13 protein-coding genes are annotated in these 14,155 nt (G+C 74.6%); 2 read left to right on the forward strand and 11 right to left on the reverse strand.

Features of this window, described 5'->3' with window-relative positions:
* Nucleotides 1-12: 12 nt before the first annotated feature.
* The 4 genes from ACIQU6_RS24865 to ACIQU6_RS24880 form a co-directional block, all read right to left on the reverse strand.
* Nucleotides 13-990, reverse strand: a complete 978-nt coding sequence (locus ACIQU6_RS24865; RefSeq protein WP_403483881.1) for an MASE1 domain-containing protein — start codon at nt 988-990, stop codon at nt 13-15.
* 64 nt (nt 991-1,054) lie between these two features.
* A complete protein-coding gene (locus tag ACIQU6_RS24870; protein ID WP_274911839.1) occupies nt 1,055-1,882 on the reverse strand; it encodes a PP2C family protein-serine/threonine phosphatase in 828 nt (275 codons plus the stop codon).
* An 81-nt stretch (nt 1,883-1,963) separates the two neighbouring features.
* Entirely contained in the window at nt 1,964-3,523 is a 1,560-nt protein-coding gene (locus tag ACIQU6_RS24875; protein ID WP_403483907.1) for an APC family permease, read from the reverse strand.
* Nucleotides 3,524-3,712: 189 nt separating this feature from the next.
* Nucleotides 3,713-4,453: an ArsR/SmtB family transcription factor gene (locus ACIQU6_RS24880; RefSeq protein WP_403483882.1), complete on the reverse strand. Its 741-nt coding sequence runs from the start codon at nt 4,451-4,453 to the stop codon at nt 3,713-3,715.
* Nucleotides 4,454-4,573: 120 nt separating this feature from the next.
* Here ACIQU6_RS24880 and ACIQU6_RS24885 point away from each other — a divergent pair, with 120 nt between their 5' ends.
* Nucleotides 4,574-6,022, forward strand: coding sequence for an MFS transporter (locus ACIQU6_RS24885; RefSeq protein ID WP_403483883.1), 1,449 nt, complete (start codon nt 4,574-4,576; stop codon nt 6,020-6,022).
* A 57-nt stretch (nt 6,023-6,079) separates the two neighbouring features.
* On the opposite strand, the gene ACIQU6_RS24890 is transcribed toward ACIQU6_RS24885, so the two are convergent.
* Both ACIQU6_RS24890 and ACIQU6_RS24895 read right to left on the reverse strand, forming a co-directional pair.
* The gene (locus tag ACIQU6_RS24890) at nt 6,080-6,334 is read right to left on the reverse strand and encodes a hypothetical protein (protein WP_403483884.1); all 255 of its coding nucleotides are present in this window, start codon (nt 6,332-6,334) and stop codon (nt 6,080-6,082) included.
* Nucleotides 6,335-6,489: 155 nt separating this feature from the next.
* Complete coding sequence (locus ACIQU6_RS24895; RefSeq protein WP_403483885.1) at nt 6,490-6,726, reverse strand: acyl-CoA carboxylase subunit epsilon; 237 nt, start codon at nt 6,724-6,726, stop codon at nt 6,490-6,492.
* A 197-nt stretch (nt 6,727-6,923) separates the two neighbouring features.
* Here ACIQU6_RS24895 and ACIQU6_RS24900 point away from each other — a divergent pair, with 197 nt between their 5' ends.
* Nucleotides 6,924-8,201 (forward strand): Dyp-type peroxidase, encoded by a 1,278-nt coding sequence (locus ACIQU6_RS24900; RefSeq protein WP_403483886.1) that lies wholly within the window; start codon nt 6,924-6,926, stop codon nt 8,199-8,201.
* Between the two features lie 133 nt (nt 8,202-8,334).
* Here ACIQU6_RS24900 and hypE read toward each other — a convergent pair whose 3' ends face one another.
* From hypE to hypB, 5 genes are read right to left on the reverse strand one after another with little or no spacing between them, the layout of a single operon-like run.
* A complete protein-coding gene (gene hypE, locus ACIQU6_RS24905; protein ID WP_403483887.1) occupies nt 8,335-9,441 on the reverse strand; it encodes a hydrogenase expression/formation protein HypE in 1,107 nt (368 codons plus the stop codon).
* Entirely contained in the window at nt 9,434-10,558 is a 1,125-nt protein-coding gene (hypD, locus tag ACIQU6_RS24910; protein WP_403483888.1) for a hydrogenase formation protein HypD, read from the reverse strand. The genes hypE and hypD overlap by 8 nt, the downstream gene beginning before the upstream one ends.
* A complete protein-coding gene (locus tag ACIQU6_RS24915) occupies nt 10,555-10,854 on the reverse strand; it encodes a HypC/HybG/HupF family hydrogenase formation chaperone (protein ID WP_376568535.1) in 300 nt (99 codons plus the stop codon). Before ACIQU6_RS24915 ends, hypD begins: the two co-directional genes overlap by 4 nt.
* A gap of 44 nt (nt 10,855-10,898) precedes the next feature.
* On the reverse strand, nt 10,899-13,400 hold the full coding sequence (gene hypF, locus ACIQU6_RS24920) for a carbamoyltransferase HypF (RefSeq protein WP_403483889.1): 2,502 nt from the start codon (nt 13,398-13,400) through the stop codon (nt 10,899-10,901).
* Nucleotides 13,397-14,155, reverse strand: coding sequence for a hydrogenase nickel incorporation protein HypB (hypB, locus tag ACIQU6_RS24925; protein ID WP_403483890.1), 759 nt, complete (start codon nt 14,153-14,155; stop codon nt 13,397-13,399). The genes hypF and hypB overlap by 4 nt, the downstream gene beginning before the upstream one ends.

Here is a 14,155-nt window from a genome sequence, read left to right on the forward strand (position 1 = left end):
GGCGGCGGCCGGTCACTGCTCCGGCGGCCAGCTGCGCCGGCTCTCCCCCGGCGCCAACCGGTCCACCACCTCGGCGAGCTCCCGGCACGCCTGCTCGATCCGCCGCCGGACGGCGTTCTGCTCGGTGACGATCGCCGAGAGCAGCAGCGCGGTGAGGGCGGCGGAGGCGTTCAGGGCCTGAAGGTTGACCATGGTCTCCAGCAGGCTCCGGCCGGCGAACGGGCCGTACCCGCGGGTGGCGGCGGTGATCGCGCAGACCGACATCACCAGCACGCAGGGCGCCGCGCCGATCAGTTGGAACCGCAGCGACGCCCACACGATCACCGGGAAGACCAGGAACAGCAGGGACAGCGAGGAGCGGGTGATCACCGCCGAGACCGCCGCCACGGCCACCAGGAGCATGATCGCCTCGGCCCAGCGGTACAGGGGGAAGTGCCGGGGCCACCGGACGGTCCGGCAGGCCAACAGCAGCGGGGTGATGACCAGGACCCCCATCGCGTCCCCCGCCCACCAGGACGCCCAGGTGCGCCAGAAGTCCCCCGTGGGCAGCGTCCCGGTCAGCACCTGGGTGCCGCTGCCCAGCGTCGCGCTGATCACCATCGCGGCGAACGCGCCCAGCACCACCAGGGCCACCCCGTCGCGCAGCCGGTCCAGTTCTGTGCGGAAGCCGACCCGGCGCAGCATCAGACAGGCACACACCGGGGCGAGGGTGTTGCCGACGATCACGCCGATGCCGGCGGGGTCCAGCCTGGTGAGCGTGGAGATGACCAGGAAGGTGCCGAGCGCGATGCCCGGCCACATCCGCAGGCCCATCAGCAACAGGAAGCTCAACGCGATGCCGGTGGGTGGCCACAGCGGGGTGACCACCGCCCCCGCGACCACCACCTGCTCCAGCAGACCGACCTTCGCGGCTCCGTAGTAGACGGCGGCGAGCGCGAGGTTCCCCAGGGCTGCCGGCGCCAGCCGACGGATCTCCCCGGTGCGCACCACGCCTGCCATCAGACAACGCCGGTGGCCGGGCCCCGGCGACGACACGCGCTCGCGGCTCCGGGCTTCACCCCCGTCGGTCCGCGTCGTAGCGCAGCACGATCACGGCGGCGTCGTCGGTGTGCCCGGTGAGTTCGGCGACGCACAGCACCGCTTCGGCGACCTCGGCCGGGTCGTCCCCGGCCTTCGCGCCGACCAGCCGGGCCACCTCCGCCAGTCCGTCGTCGATGGGGAACGACGGGCCCTCGATCACCCCGTCGGTGAGCAGCACGAACGCGCCCGCCGTGGCGAGCCGCCGGCGGGTGACCGGATAGTGCTGGCCCGGCAGCACGCCGAGCGGGATGCCCCCGGGGTCCTCGGCCAGGCCGCACCGGCGGTCGGTGGTGGCCCACACCGCGGGGACGTGCCCGGCGCGGGCGCTGGTCAACTCCCAGGACACCGGGTCGAAGCGGACGAAGGTACAGGTCGCGAAGAGTTCGGAGTCGATGGACAGCAGCAGGTCGTTGGCCCGGCTGAGCACCTCGCCGGGGTCGGGGGCGTGGGCCGCGACGGCCCGCAGCCCGATCCGGATCTGCCCCATGAACGCGGCCGCCTCGACGTCGTGGCCCTGCACGTCGCCGACGGAGAAGGCGAGCGAGCCGTCCGGGAGGGCGAAGCCGTCGTACCAGTCGCCCCCGATGGCGAGGCCGTGCCGGGCCGGGACGTAGCTGGCGGCGGTGCGCAGGCCGGGGAGCTCGGGGAGGGTGGCCGGCAGCATCTCCCGTTGGAGGACCTCGGCCAGCTCGACCCTGGCCCGCTGGAGTTCCGCGCCCTCCCGCGCCTGGGCGGTCAGCCGGCCGAGCGTGCTCAGCAGATCGTCGGCGCTCGCCGACCGCGGGGGACGACGCCGAAGCATGGCCCCATCATATTTCCGGGGTCCGGCATCCGCTCCGCGGCGACCGGGCGCCCCGGCGGCTCCCGCCGGGGCACGAGGGTTTCAGGCGACGGCACGCCGCACGGCCGTCAGGTGGCCGACGCCGGACCGTACCGCCCAGAAGAAGACCGTCAGCGCGACGGCGGCCACGGTGAGCGAGTCGTAGGGGGCGGGCAGGTGCCCGGAGCCCTTGAAGGTGCCCAGCCAGGACAGTGCGGTGAGCGCGAGGAGGTACACCACCAGCCAGGCGCCGGTGGTGAGTTCGGCCTTCAGCGGGCGGCGCGGACCGGCTCCGTCGCTCTCCGCGGCCCGGGCGCCGGGCCGCCGCATCACCAGGAAGATCAGCAGTCCCACGAGGACCATCGGCAGCGCCAGCCGCAGGTGCTGCCAGCCCGACCAGTAGACGAACTCGGTGGCCACCACGAAGCTCAGCGGGGCGATCCAGCGCAGCCCCGGTACCCACCCGGCGGTGCCGCCGCCGGCGTCGGTGCGGAAGACCGCCACCGCGACCGCGGAGGCGCAGTAGATCAGCAGGTACATGTCGCCCATGACGCTGACGATGTCCTGCCAGCCGCCGAACGGCAGCAGGTACAGCACGATCACCACGAGGTTGATCACCAGCGCGCGGCGCGGCATGCCGGAGCGCTCGTCGATCTTCATGAAGTAGCGCGGGATGGTGCCGTTCTTGGCCAGCGCGTAGGTGTGCCGGGCGTCGATGGCCACCCCGACGTACGCCGAGCCGCCGGGCGAGAGCACCGCGTCGGCGTAGAGCAGGCTGGAGAGCCAGTGGAGGTTGAGGATCAGCGCCAACTGCCCGAAGGGCGAGTCGAAGGAGACGCCCTTCCAGCCGCCGCCGAGCAGGCTCTCGGGGACGGTGAACAGATAGGCGACCTGGAGCGCCACGTACATCAGCAGGGCCAGGCCGATGCCGGCCAGGACGGCCCACGGGAGGGTGCGGCGGGGGTTGCGGGTCTCGCCGGAGAAGTCCATCGGGGCCTGGAAGCCGTTGACGGAGTAGACGATGCCGCCGCCGGCCAGCGCGGTCAGGCAGGCGACGTAGCCGTACGGGGCGAAGCCGCCGTGGTCGGTCAGGCGCCCGGAGTGCCAGCCGGAGGCGATCAGGGCGAGCACGGTGGCGACCGGTACCGCGATCTTGAAGATCGAGACCAGGGTGTTGAGGCGGGCGAAGAGCCGGACCGCGAACCAGTTCAGTGCGGTCAGCAGCACGCTGAGGCCGGCGGCCACGGCCAGTCCGGAGGCGGTGAGGGTGTGGCCGTTGTAGAGGCCGGGGACGTAGTGCGCGGTGTACTGCATGATGGCGCTGATCTCGGCGGCGGTGGCGCCGACCGACAGCAGCACCGACCAGCCGACGAGGGTGCCGACCAGCCGCCCATTGGCGAGCAGCGGCCAGCGGACGGTGCCGCCGCCCTCCGGTCGGGACGCCCCCAGCTCGATCATCACCAGCGCGACCAGCCCGCACAGCAGGCCCGCGCCCACCCAGGACAGCAGCGCGGCCGGGCCGGCGGTCTGCGCGGCGTACATGGCGGCGAATAGCCATCCGGAGCCGACGATGTTGGAGAAGCCGATTCCGGTCAGTCCCCAAAAGCCCAGGTCGCGCCGCAATCGGCGTTCCTGCGTCCGCACTTCGGACGCACCGCCTCCGACGGGCTCCCCCGCTACCTGATGCTCCGTCACGAAACGGCCTCCTCGACTCGCTGTCTGCGCCGGTCAGGACCCTACTCGACGTGTTCGCGCCAAGGGGAAGCCAAATGTTGCGGCAATGTGAAGCGTTTGGCGGGAGGGTTTCCGGCGCTAGCCGAGCCGCTCGGGGGCGAGGCCGAAAGTTTCCGACAGCCCCCGACGCCCGGCGTCGGTGAGCCGGACGACCCGCCGGTACCGGCCGTTGCGCAGCCAGTCCAGCGCGAACAGCCGGGTGGTGACGGCGGCACCGAGCGGACCGGCGAGGTGGTGGCGGCGCTCGGCCCAGTCGACGCAGTAGCGGACCGCCGAACGGCGCCGCGGCGGCCGGTCCAGGTCCACGCCGAAGGAGGTCAGCGCACGGCGGCCCGACGGCGTCAGGACGTAGCGGACGTCGGCGGCCTCGTCGCCGGCGCGCTCCTCGCCGAGGACGCCGTCGGCCAGCAGGGCGGCCATCAGGGCGACGCCGAGGCGGCCCGCGAGGTGGTCGTAGCACAGCCGGGCGCGCAGCAGGGCCCGGGCGCGGGTGTCGGCGTTCAGGGAGCGGACCGGCAACGGCCGGGCGATCTGGGCGAGTTGCTCCAGGGCGCGGGCGACGTCGGGGGTGGCGAGCCGGTAGTAGCGGTGCCGGCCGTCGAGCTCGACGGTGAGCAGCCGCGCCTCCCGGAGTCTGGCCAGATGGCCGCTGAGGGTGGAGGGACTCACCCCGGCCTCGGCCGCCAGGGCGCTGGCCGGCAGCGCACCGCCCCCGGCGAGGGCGAGCAGCACCTTGGCCCGGGACGGGTCGCCGATCGCCGCGGCGACGTGCGCCACGTCCGTCTCGGTGCGGGCTGCGGGCTCGGTCCGGGCGTCCATACCGCGACCGTACGTCGCGAACGATTCGGCAATCAGCGAAACGTCCTCGCGGCCCCGGACCCCTCCCTCGACAGGAACGTTTCGCCGTAGACCGCAACGTCCCGGCCCGACACTGACCGCATGCCGACGACACCGACGCTCCCCGCCCCCGCCCCGGCCCGGCCACGCACCGCCCGCGCCGCCCGCCTGCCCCTGGTGGCCGTGTGCCTGGGCTACTTCCTGGTCATCCTGGACGTCACCGTGGTCACGGTGGCGCTGCCTGACCTGGGCCGCGCGCTGGGCGCCGGGGTGACCGGCCTCCAGTGGACGGTGGACGGCTACACGCTGGTCTTCGCCGGGCTGTTGCTGTTCTGCGGCGGACTGGCCGACCGGTTCGGCGGGCGGCGGGTGTTCCTGGCCGGGCTGGCGGTGTTCGCACTGGCCTCGGCCGGTTGCGCACTGGCCCCGTCGGTGGCGGTGCTGGTGCTGGCCCGGTTGGCGCAGGGGGTCGGCGCGGCTCTCCTGGTGCCCGCGTCGCTGGCGCTGCTGCGGGCCGCGTACCGCGAACCGGCCGCCCGGGCGCGGGCGTTCGGCGTCTGGGGAACGGTCGCGGGGCTGGCCGCCGGGGCCGGCCCGGTGCTCGGCGGAACGCTGGTCGCCGCGTTCGGCTGGCGCGCGGTGTTCCTGGCGAACCTGCCGCCCGCGCTGCTGGCCCTGACACTGACGCTCCGTCACATCCCGCGCTCCCCCGACGGACCGACCCGCGACGGGCTCGACGTCCCGGCCCAGACGGCCGCCACGGTGAGCGTCGCGGCACTGGCCGCCGGCTGCATCGAGGCCGGCTCCCTGGGCTGGACGCACCCCTTCGTCCTCGGCGCGTTCGCCCTCGCGCTGCTCGGCCTGGCCGCCTTCCTGCTCCTGGAACACCGTGCGCCGGCCCCGATGCTGCCGCTCGCCCTCTTCCGCAGCCGGGCCTTCGCCGCCTCCGCGGCCGTCGGCGTCCTGCTCAACACCGGTTTCTACGGGCTGCTGTTCCTCGCCCCGCTCTACTTCCAGCGGGTCCACCACTACAGCGCGCTGCGCACGGGCTGGGCACTGCTGCCGGCCGTCGGCCTGATCGCGGTCGGTTCGGCGCTGGCCGGCCGACTGACCGCGCGGAGCGGGCCCCGGCCGCCGATGGTGGCCGGCCTGCTCGTCGGATCGGCGGGCCTGGCCGGCTGGCTGTGCGCGGGGCCCGGGACGCCCTACGCGGCGCTGGTCGGCCCGATGGCCGCCGCCGGTTTCGGCACGGCGCTGACCATGCCGGCCGCCACCGCGGCGGTGATGGAGTCCGCCCCCGGCGACCGCGGCGGCGCGGCGGCCGCGGTCTTCAACGCCGCCCGCCAGATGGGCAGCGTCCTCGGCGTCGCGGTCTTCGGCACGCTGACCACCGGCGGCCTGGTCCCCGGGCTGCACACCGCGGCGCTGATCGGCGCCGCCGGCTTCCTGGCCGCCGCCCTGGGCGCGGCCCGCTGGGCCCCGGGCTCCCGCCGCACGTCACCGGGAACGGCCGCCCAGCACGCGCCCGTACGCTCCAGCCGGCGCCGCTAGCCGGGCCCCGTAGCCGACGCGGCAGAACGGCCGGTTCAGGGGCGGCCCCGGCTCCGCTCACCCGAAGACGACCAACCCGGCCGCCACCACGGCCACCACAACGGCCCCGACGACGAAGCCCGCGATCACCTTCCGCTGCCAGGGCGCCACCCAGCCGCCCCGCAGGGCACCCCCCATCCGCCCGTACTGCTCGCTCCGCCCCATCGGCGTCAGCGGCTCGGTCGTCCCCTGCGGCATCCCGCTGGTCCAGTCGGGCCCCGACCGCGGATACCGGCGGCGCCAGCGCTCGTCCTCCCGCCACGGCAACGTCATCGGCCTCTCCTCACGTTCCTCCACACCCGCCGCCTGCCCGTCGACCAGGCCGGCACACCCACCGGCCCACCGGGGAACGCGCGGTCGCCCCCACAACCGCCGTCAGCCTCCGGACGAGCCCCCGCCGGCGAAGCCCCCAACCGCCCGCCGCGGACTCATCCGCAGAGCCAACACCCCGCCCAGCACGCCGACCGGGCGCGGTGGTTGCGCAGTTGGCGGTCGGTGAGTCCGTCGTCGCGCGCCTGCGCGGACTCATCGTCGGCGAGCGCCCGGGCCCAGGCGAGCCGACTGCACACGACGACGGTGAGCGCGGCCAGTTCCTCGGGCTCGGCGTTGCCCCGGACGATGCGCAGCGGCATCTCGGCGGGGTCGTCCTCAGTCGGGCGGGTCACCCCGCCGACGCTAGGAGCGGACGCCGGCGACGGCGCGGGGGCCTGCGCCGTTCGGCGGCCGAGTGGCCACCCCACGCGTGATTTCGACGGGCCCCACCGTGTTGTTCCCGGGCGGCGCCGGGCCGGCCGCGAGGATCGCGGCGCAAGCAGGGGCAACGCACACCGGCGGCGAGAGCCGCAGTGGGGATGGCTGGGCGATGAGAGATGAGCGGAGCGGAGACGAGCGGGGCGCGGCGCAGGACGGCGGGCGCCGGGGGTTCCTGAAGTACGCGGCCGGGGTCGCGGGCGCGGCGGCCGGCGCGGGGCTGTGCGGCGGCGAGGCGGCGGCCGTCCCGGCGCGCCGGTCGCCGTCGCCGCAGGGCCACTCCGCGGAGGGGCGGCTGCTGCCGCCGGACCGGATCCCGTTCCACGGTCACCACCAGGCTGGCATCGTCACCCCGCAGCAACTGTTCGCCGGTTTCGTGGCGTTCGACGTGCTGGTGCAGGACCGGGCGGAGCTGACGCGACTGCTCAAGAAGGTCACCGAACGGTCCCGGGTGCTGGCCGCCGGGGTGAAGCCGAAGGACGAGAAGACCGCCGCGGAGCCGCCGACCCCGGACTCGCTGAGCATCACGGTCGGCGTCGGCGCGTCCCTCTTCGACGACCGCTTCGGGCTGGCCGGGCACAAGCCGCGGCACCTGAAGGCCATGCCGGCCTTCCCCGACGACCGGCTGGACCCGGCGCGCTGCCACGGCGACCTGTCGTTGCAGGTCTGCGCGGAGCACCCGGACGCGGTGGTGCACGTCCTGCGCGACCTGGGCCGGGAGACCCACGGGATGATGCGGCCGCGGTGGCGGACGGACGCGTTCCTCAACCCGTCCCGGCCCTCGGGGTCACCGCGCACCTTCGTCGGCTTCAAGGACGGCATCGTCAACCCGGACACCAGCTCGGCGCGCGAGATGAACCGGCTGATCTGGGTGACGCCGGAGTGCGGGGAGCCGGACTGGGCCGAGGGCGGCAGCTATCAGGTGCTGCGGCTGATCCGGTTCCACGTCGAGTCCTGGGACCAGGTGCCGGTCGGCCGCCAGGAACGGATCTTCGGCCGGCAGAAGGCGAGCGGCGCACCCCTGGGGCGCGAGCGGGAGAACGACGCACCGGACTACCACCACGACCCGCACGGCCGCACGATCCCCCTCGACGCGCACATCCGACTGGCCAACCCGCGCACCCCGCGCACCGACAAGTCCCGTTTCCTGCGCCGGAGTTACAACTACGACCGGGGCTACGACCGGAGCGGGCGGATGAACCTCGGGCTGGTCTTCTGCGGCTACCAGCAGAACGTCCAGCGGCAGTTCGCCAGCGTGCAGCGCCGGCTGCGGCACGAGCCGCTGTCGCACTTCATCACCCCGGAGGGCGGCGGCTACTTCTTCGTCCTGCCCGGCGTGCGGGACAAGGACGACTGGTTCGGGTCCCGGCTGATGCGCGACACCCACTGAGCCGTACCGCGACCGGCGCACCCCGTGTCGCCCCACGCGGGCGGCGCGGGGTGCGCCGTCTCCGGCCCCGAGTGCGCGGACACGGCGGTCGGCGGCCGGACGTTGCCGCCCGGCCGCCGACCGTCCCGAAGTCTCAGCAGATCCGGGGAAGTTGCTCCCCCAGCGGCAGATCGACCACCCGCGTCCCGCCCAGCGGGGTGCGGGCCACCACCATGCCGGGGTGGGCGGCGACCGCCTCGCCGATCACCGCGGCGCCGGCGCCCAGCGGGTGGGCGCGCATCGCGTCCAGCACCGCGTCGGCGTGCTCGCGGGGGACGAACGCCACCAACTTGCCCTCGTTGGCGACGTACATGGGGTCCAGGCCGAGGATGGCGCAGGCGTTGGCGACGACCGGCGGGACGGGGACGGCGCGCTCTTCGATGACCACACCGGTGGCGGAGGCGGTGGCGATCTCGTTGAGCGCGGCGGCCAGCCCGCCGCGGGTCGGGTCGCGCAGCACGTGCAGATCGGGGGTGACCGCGAGCATGGTCTGGACGAGCCCGCCGAGGGCCGCGCAGTCGCTCTCGATCTCGACGCCGAACTCCAGGCCCTCGCGGACGCTCATGATGGCCACGCCGTGCACCCCGATGTCGCCGCTGACGATCACCACGTCGCCGGGCACCACCCGCTGCGGCCGCAGGTCGACGCCGGGCGGGATGACGCCGATGCCGGCGGTGTTGAGGTAGACGCCGTCGCCGCGGCCGGCCTCGACGACCTTGGTGTCGCCGGTGGCCACCTCCACCCCGGCGGCCCGGGCGGCGGCGCCCATCGCGTCCGCGACCCCGGCGACCACCGGCATCTCCACGCCCTCCTCCAGGATGAAGCCGCAGGAGAGGTAGGCGGCCCGGGCGCCGCTCATGGCGAGGTCGTTGACGGTGCCGTTGACGGCCAGGTCGCCGATGCTGCCGCCGGGGAAGAACAGCGGCCGGACGACGTAGGAGTCGGTGGAGAAGGCCAGCCGCTGCCCGCCGAGCGGGAAGACCGCCGAGTCGCCCAGCTGGCCGAGGAGTTCGCCGCCGAAGGCCGGCACGAAGATCTGCTGGACGAGCTCGGCGGTCAGCGCCCCGCCCCCGCCGTGACCCATGACGACGCGGGGGGTCTCGCGCAGCGGGGCGGGGCAGGTCCAGCCGGTGATGTCGACGGTGGGCAGGTCCCGGGGGCCCGCCCCGGTGGCGGGGCGGGACGAGGTGGTGTCAGACAACGGGGGTCGCCTCCAAGGGGGTCGGCGCGGTGCCGAGCCGGCGGTACAGGTAGTAGGCGGCGCAGGCGCCCTCGCTGGAGACCATGGTGGCGCCGAGCGGGGTGCGCGGGGTGCAGGTGGTGCCGAACGCCGGGCATTCGTGGGGCTTGATCAGCCCCTGCAGGACCTCGCCGCTGCGGCAGGCCGCCGGCTCGCGGGTGGTGATGCCCTCGACCGAGAAGCGGTGTTCGGCGTCGTAGCCGCGGTAGCGCTCGGAGAGCCGCCAGCCGCTGGCGGGGATGGTGCCGATGCCGCGCCAGGAGCGGTCGGCGACCTCGAAGACGTCGGCCAGCATCGCCCGGGCGGCCGGGTTGCCCTCGGGGCGGACGGCGCGCGGGTAGGCGTTGTCCACGGTGTGCTCGCCGCGCTCCAGTTGGCGGACGGTGCGGCGGATGCCCTCCAGGATGTCCAGCGGTTCGAAGCCGGTGACGACGATCGGCACGCCGAAGCGGTCGGCGAGGGCCGGGTACTCGTCGACGCCCATCACGCTGCACACGTGGCCGGCGGCCAGGAAGCCCTGCACCCGGCAGCTCGGCGAGTTCATGATGGCCTCGATCGCGGGCGGGACCCGGACGTGCGAGACCAGCATGCTGAAGTTGTCCAGGCCCAGCCTGCGCGCCTGGTGGACCGCCATGGCGTTGGGCGGGGCGGTGGTCTCGAAGCCGATGCCGAAGAACACCACCTCGCGGTCCGGGTTCTGCTGGGCGATCTTCAGCGCGTCGAGCGGGGAGTAGACCACGCGGACGTCGCCGCCCTCGCTGCGCACCCGGTACAGGTCGCGGTCGGTGCCGGGGACCCGCAGCATGTCGCCGAACGAACAGAAGATCACCTCGGGCCGGGCGGCGATCTCCAGCGCCTTGTCGATGACCGCCAGCGGGGTCACGCACACCGGGCAGCCCGGCCCGTGGATCAACTCCACTTCCTCGGGCAGGAGTTGGTCGATACCGTGTCGGATGATGGTGTGCGTCTGACCGCCGCAGACCTCCATCAGCGCCCAGGGCCGGGTCACCATGCCCCGGATGTCGTCCAACAACCGCCGGGCCAGCTCGGGGTTCTGGAACTCGTCGAGGTACTTCACTGCCGCGCCTCCTCCGCCTGCGGTCCGTCCTGTTCCGCGGCCGCCTCCCAGGGATCACCGAACTCCTCCTGGAGCAGCCCCAGTTCCTCGAAGAGCGCCAGGGTCCGGCGGGCCGACTCCTCGTCGAGCCGCTGGAGCGCGAAGCCCACGTGGACGATCGCGTACTCGCCGACCGCGAGGTCCGGGACGTATTCCAGGCACACCTCCTTGACCACCCCGCCGAAGTCGACGGTGGCCATCCGGGTGCCGTCCCGATCCTCGATCTCCATCACCATGCCGGGCACCGCCAGGCACATGGGTCCTCCTCGTCGTGCGGGTGGGGGTACATACGGGCTACGGGCTAGGCGCCGCGACTGCGGGCCGCGACCAGCAGCTGGCCGAGCGCCAACCCGCCGTCGTTGGGCGGGACCAGACGGTGCCGCAGCACGGTGAAACCGTCCTGCCGCAGCATGCGGGCGGCGGTCTCGGACAGCAGGGTGTTGCCGAAGACGCCGCCGGTCAGCGCCACGGTCGCCAGGCCGGTGCGCTCCCGGGCCAGCCCGCAGGCGCGCCGGACGAGGCCGGCGACGGCGGCGTGGAAACGGGCCGCGACCAGTGCCTGGCCGGTGCCGGCGCGCACGTCCTCGACGATCGCGGCGAGGACGGGGGCGGGGTCGGCGACCAGCGCGGCGGCGCCGCCGACCGGGGCGCCGGTGCGCAGCGCGAAGGTGTAGCCGGGGCCGCGGTCGTCGCCGGCGGCGCGGGCCGCGGCCTCCAGAGCCGTCGCGGCCTGGGCCTCGTACCCGGCGTGGTGGCAGATCCCGGCGAGCGAGGAGACCGCGTCGAAGAGCCGGCCCATGCTGGAGGTCGGGGAGCAGTTGAGGTCCCGCTCCAACTGGCGCTCCAGCAAGGGAAGTTCATCGGGCTGACAGGCCGTCACCGGCGGCAGGTCGGCGCTCCAGGGCAGGCCGGCGGCGTGCAGGTGGGCGAGGGCCATGCGGTAGGGGCGGCGGACCGCGGCGTCGCCGCCGGGCTGCGGGACGTAGCCGAGTTGGACGAAGCGGCGGTATCCGGCGTAGTCGGCGAGGAGGATCTCGCCGCCCCAGATCGCTCCGTCGTCGCCGTAGCCGGTGCCGTCGAAGGCGACGCCGATCACCGGCTGCCGGCCGTCCAGTCCGTGTTCGGCCATGGCGGCGGCGACGTGGGCGTGGTGGTGCTGGACCCGGACCAGCGGCCGGCCGCCGGTGTGGCGGCGGGCCCACTGGCCGGTGCGGTATCCGGGGTGCCGGTCGGTGGCGAGCAGCCGCGGCCGGACCCCGGTGATCGTTTCCAGGTGCGCGGCGGCCCGTTCGAACGCCAACTGGGTGGCCAGGTCGTCCATGTCGCCGATGTGCGCGGAGAGCCAGGCCCGCTTCCCCTCCCCCAGGCACAGCGCGGTCTTGAGGTCACCGCCGGTGGCCAGCGCGGGCCGGACCGGCACCGGTAGCGCCACCGGGTACGGCGCGCGGCCGCGCGAGCGCCGGACGTACAGCGGCTCGCCGTCGCTGATCCGGACCACCGAGTCGTCGCACGGGACCTGGATGGCCCGGTCGTGGGCGAGCCAGGCATCCGCCAGGCGCGCCAGTTTGACCAAAGCGTCCGCGTCGTCGGTGACGAGGGGTTCGCCGGACACGTTGCCGCTGGTCATCACCAACAGCCGGGGGCCGTGGTCGTCGCCGGGCAGGCCGAACAGCAGGTGGTGCAGCGGGGTGTAGGGCAGCATCAGCCCGAGGTCGGGGCAGCCGGGGGCGACGGCGTCGGAGACCGCGGGCGCTCCGCCCGCGGACCCGCCGGGACGCCGGCGCAGCAGCACGATCGGCCGCACCGGCCCGGTGAGCAGCTCGCGCTCCTCCGGCCCGGCCTCCACCAGCCTTGCCACATCGGCGAGTTGACGTGCCATCAACGCGAACGGCTTGTCCCCGCGGGCCTTGCGGCGGCGCAGTTCCGTCACCGCGCGGTCGTTCGCCGCGTCGCACACCAGGTGGTAGCCGCCGAGCCCCTTGACGGCGACGATGGCGCCGTCGGCGAGCAGCCGCCGGGTGCCGGCCACCGGGTCGCCGGGGACCGGACGCGGCGGCTCCGCGGTGCCGTCCGCACCGTCCGGGCCCGCGGCCAGCAGGCGCAGCCGGGGACCGCAGTCGTGGCAGGCGATCGGCTGCGCGTGGAACCGCCGGTCCGTCGGGTCGGCGTACTCGGCGGCGCACCGCGGACACATCGGGAAGCCGGCCATCGTGGTCTGGGCGCGGTCGTAGGGCAGCGCGCGGACGATGGTGAAGCGCGGGCCGCAGTGCGTGCAGCTGATGAACGGGTGCCGGTGGCGGCGGTCGTCCGGGTCGGTCAGCTCGGCCAGGCAGGCGTCGCAGGTGGCGGCGTCCGGGGCGACCAGGGTGCGGGACGGGCCGCGGGTGCGGGAGGGGCGGATGGCGAACCCGCTGCCGCCGGTGGGCGCGAGGTCCTCGCCGTCCACGGCCTCGACGACGGCCAGCGGTGGCGCCTCGGCCCGCAGCCGCGCGGCGAACCGGTGCAGCACCGCGGCCGGTCCCTCGGCCTCCACGTCCACGCCCTCACCGGTGTTGCTCACGTGCCCGGTCAGCCCCAGTTCCGTGGCGAGGCCGTGGACGAACGGGCGGAACCCGACGCCCTGGACGATGCCGCGCACGGTGATCCGGCGGCGCGCGAAGTCCGTTGCGGGCGCCTGTGCCGGACGGGCGGTGCGCACCGCTCCGCCGTCGTACGAGGACGGGGCGGGCGCCGGATCCGGCGGGCCGGGGGACGGCGCGGGAGCCTGCGGAACGGTGCCGGCGCCGGGCTGCCCGACGGTCATGACCGGCTCGACCCCACCGGGCCGCGGTCGCCGTCCCGGTCCTCCGGGCCGTCGTGCAGGTGGTGCGACCGGCGGGTCATCACCGGGATGTGCCCGGGACCGTTCTCCCGCGCCGCCAACGCCCGCTCCAGCAGCGTCCCGAGGCCCTCGCCGCCGCGGACCGACGTGCGCACGACCTCGGCACCGGGGTTGATCCGTTCCACGTTGGCGCGGAACGTCGCCTCGTCGAACTCCACCGCGGCGGCGAGGTCGGTCTTGGTGATCAGCACCAGGTGGGCCAGCCCGAAGGCGGTGGGGTACTTCAGCGGCTTGTCCTCGCCCTCGGTCACCGAGGCCAGCACCACCCGCAGCGTCTCCCCCAGGTCGTAGGAGGCCGGGCAGACCAGGTTGCCGACGTTCTCGACGAACAGCAGCCGGGTGCCGGCGGGCAGCCAGCCGTCCAGGTGCCCGCCGAGCATCTCGGCCTCCAGGTGGCACAGCCCGTCGGTGAGCACCTGTTTGACGGGGACCTCGGCGCGGGCCAGGCGGACCGCGTCGTTCTCGGTGGCCAGGTCGGCGGTGAGCGCGGCGACCGGCACCCCGCGCTCCCTGGCAAGGGTCAACTCCCGTTCCAACAGGGCGGTTTTGCCGCTGCCCGGGCTGGAGAGCAGGTTGACGACCGCGGTGCCGCGGGCCGCCAGGTCTTCGCGGAGGGTGTGGGCGCAGGCGTCGTTCTTGGCGAGCACCGCCTGTTGCAGATCAAGGACACGGCACAT

Source organism: Streptomyces sp. NPDC090442, from assembly GCF_044769405.1.
Classification (GTDB): Bacteria; Actinomycetota; Actinomycetes; order Streptomycetales; family Streptomycetaceae; genus Streptomyces.

What these genes read in the sequence shown, in the direction of transcription:
- ACIQU6_RS24870 (WP_274911839.1), bottom strand. Translation starts at nt 1,882, where the DNA reads ATGCTTCGGCGTCGTCCCCCGCGGTCGGCGAGCGCCGACGATCTGCTG.
- ACIQU6_RS24880 (WP_403483882.1), bottom strand. Translation starts at nt 4,453, where the DNA reads ATGGACGCCCGGACCGAGCCCGCAGCCCGCACCGAGACGGACGTGGCG.
- ACIQU6_RS24885 (WP_403483883.1), top strand. Translation starts at nt 4,574, where the DNA reads ATGCCGACGACACCGACGCTCCCCGCCCCCGCCCCGGCCCGGCCACGC.
- ACIQU6_RS24890 (WP_403483884.1), bottom strand. Translation starts at nt 6,334, where the DNA reads ATGACGTTGCCGTGGCGGGAGGACGAGCGCTGGCGCCGCCGGTATCCG.
- ACIQU6_RS24900 (WP_403483886.1), top strand. Translation starts at nt 6,924, where the DNA reads ATGAGAGATGAGCGGAGCGGAGACGAGCGGGGCGCGGCGCAGGACGGC.
- ACIQU6_RS24915 (WP_376568535.1), bottom strand. Translation starts at nt 10,854, where the DNA reads ATGTGCCTGGCGGTGCCCGGCATGGTGATGGAGATCGAGGATCGGGAC.
- hypF (WP_403483889.1), bottom strand. Translation starts at nt 13,400, where the DNA reads ATGACCGTCGGGCAGCCCGGCGCCGGCACCGTTCCGCAGGCTCCCGCG.
- hypB (WP_403483890.1), bottom strand. Translation starts at nt 14,155, where the DNA reads ATGTGCCGTGTCCTTGATCTGCAACAGGCGGTGCTCGCCAAGAACGAC.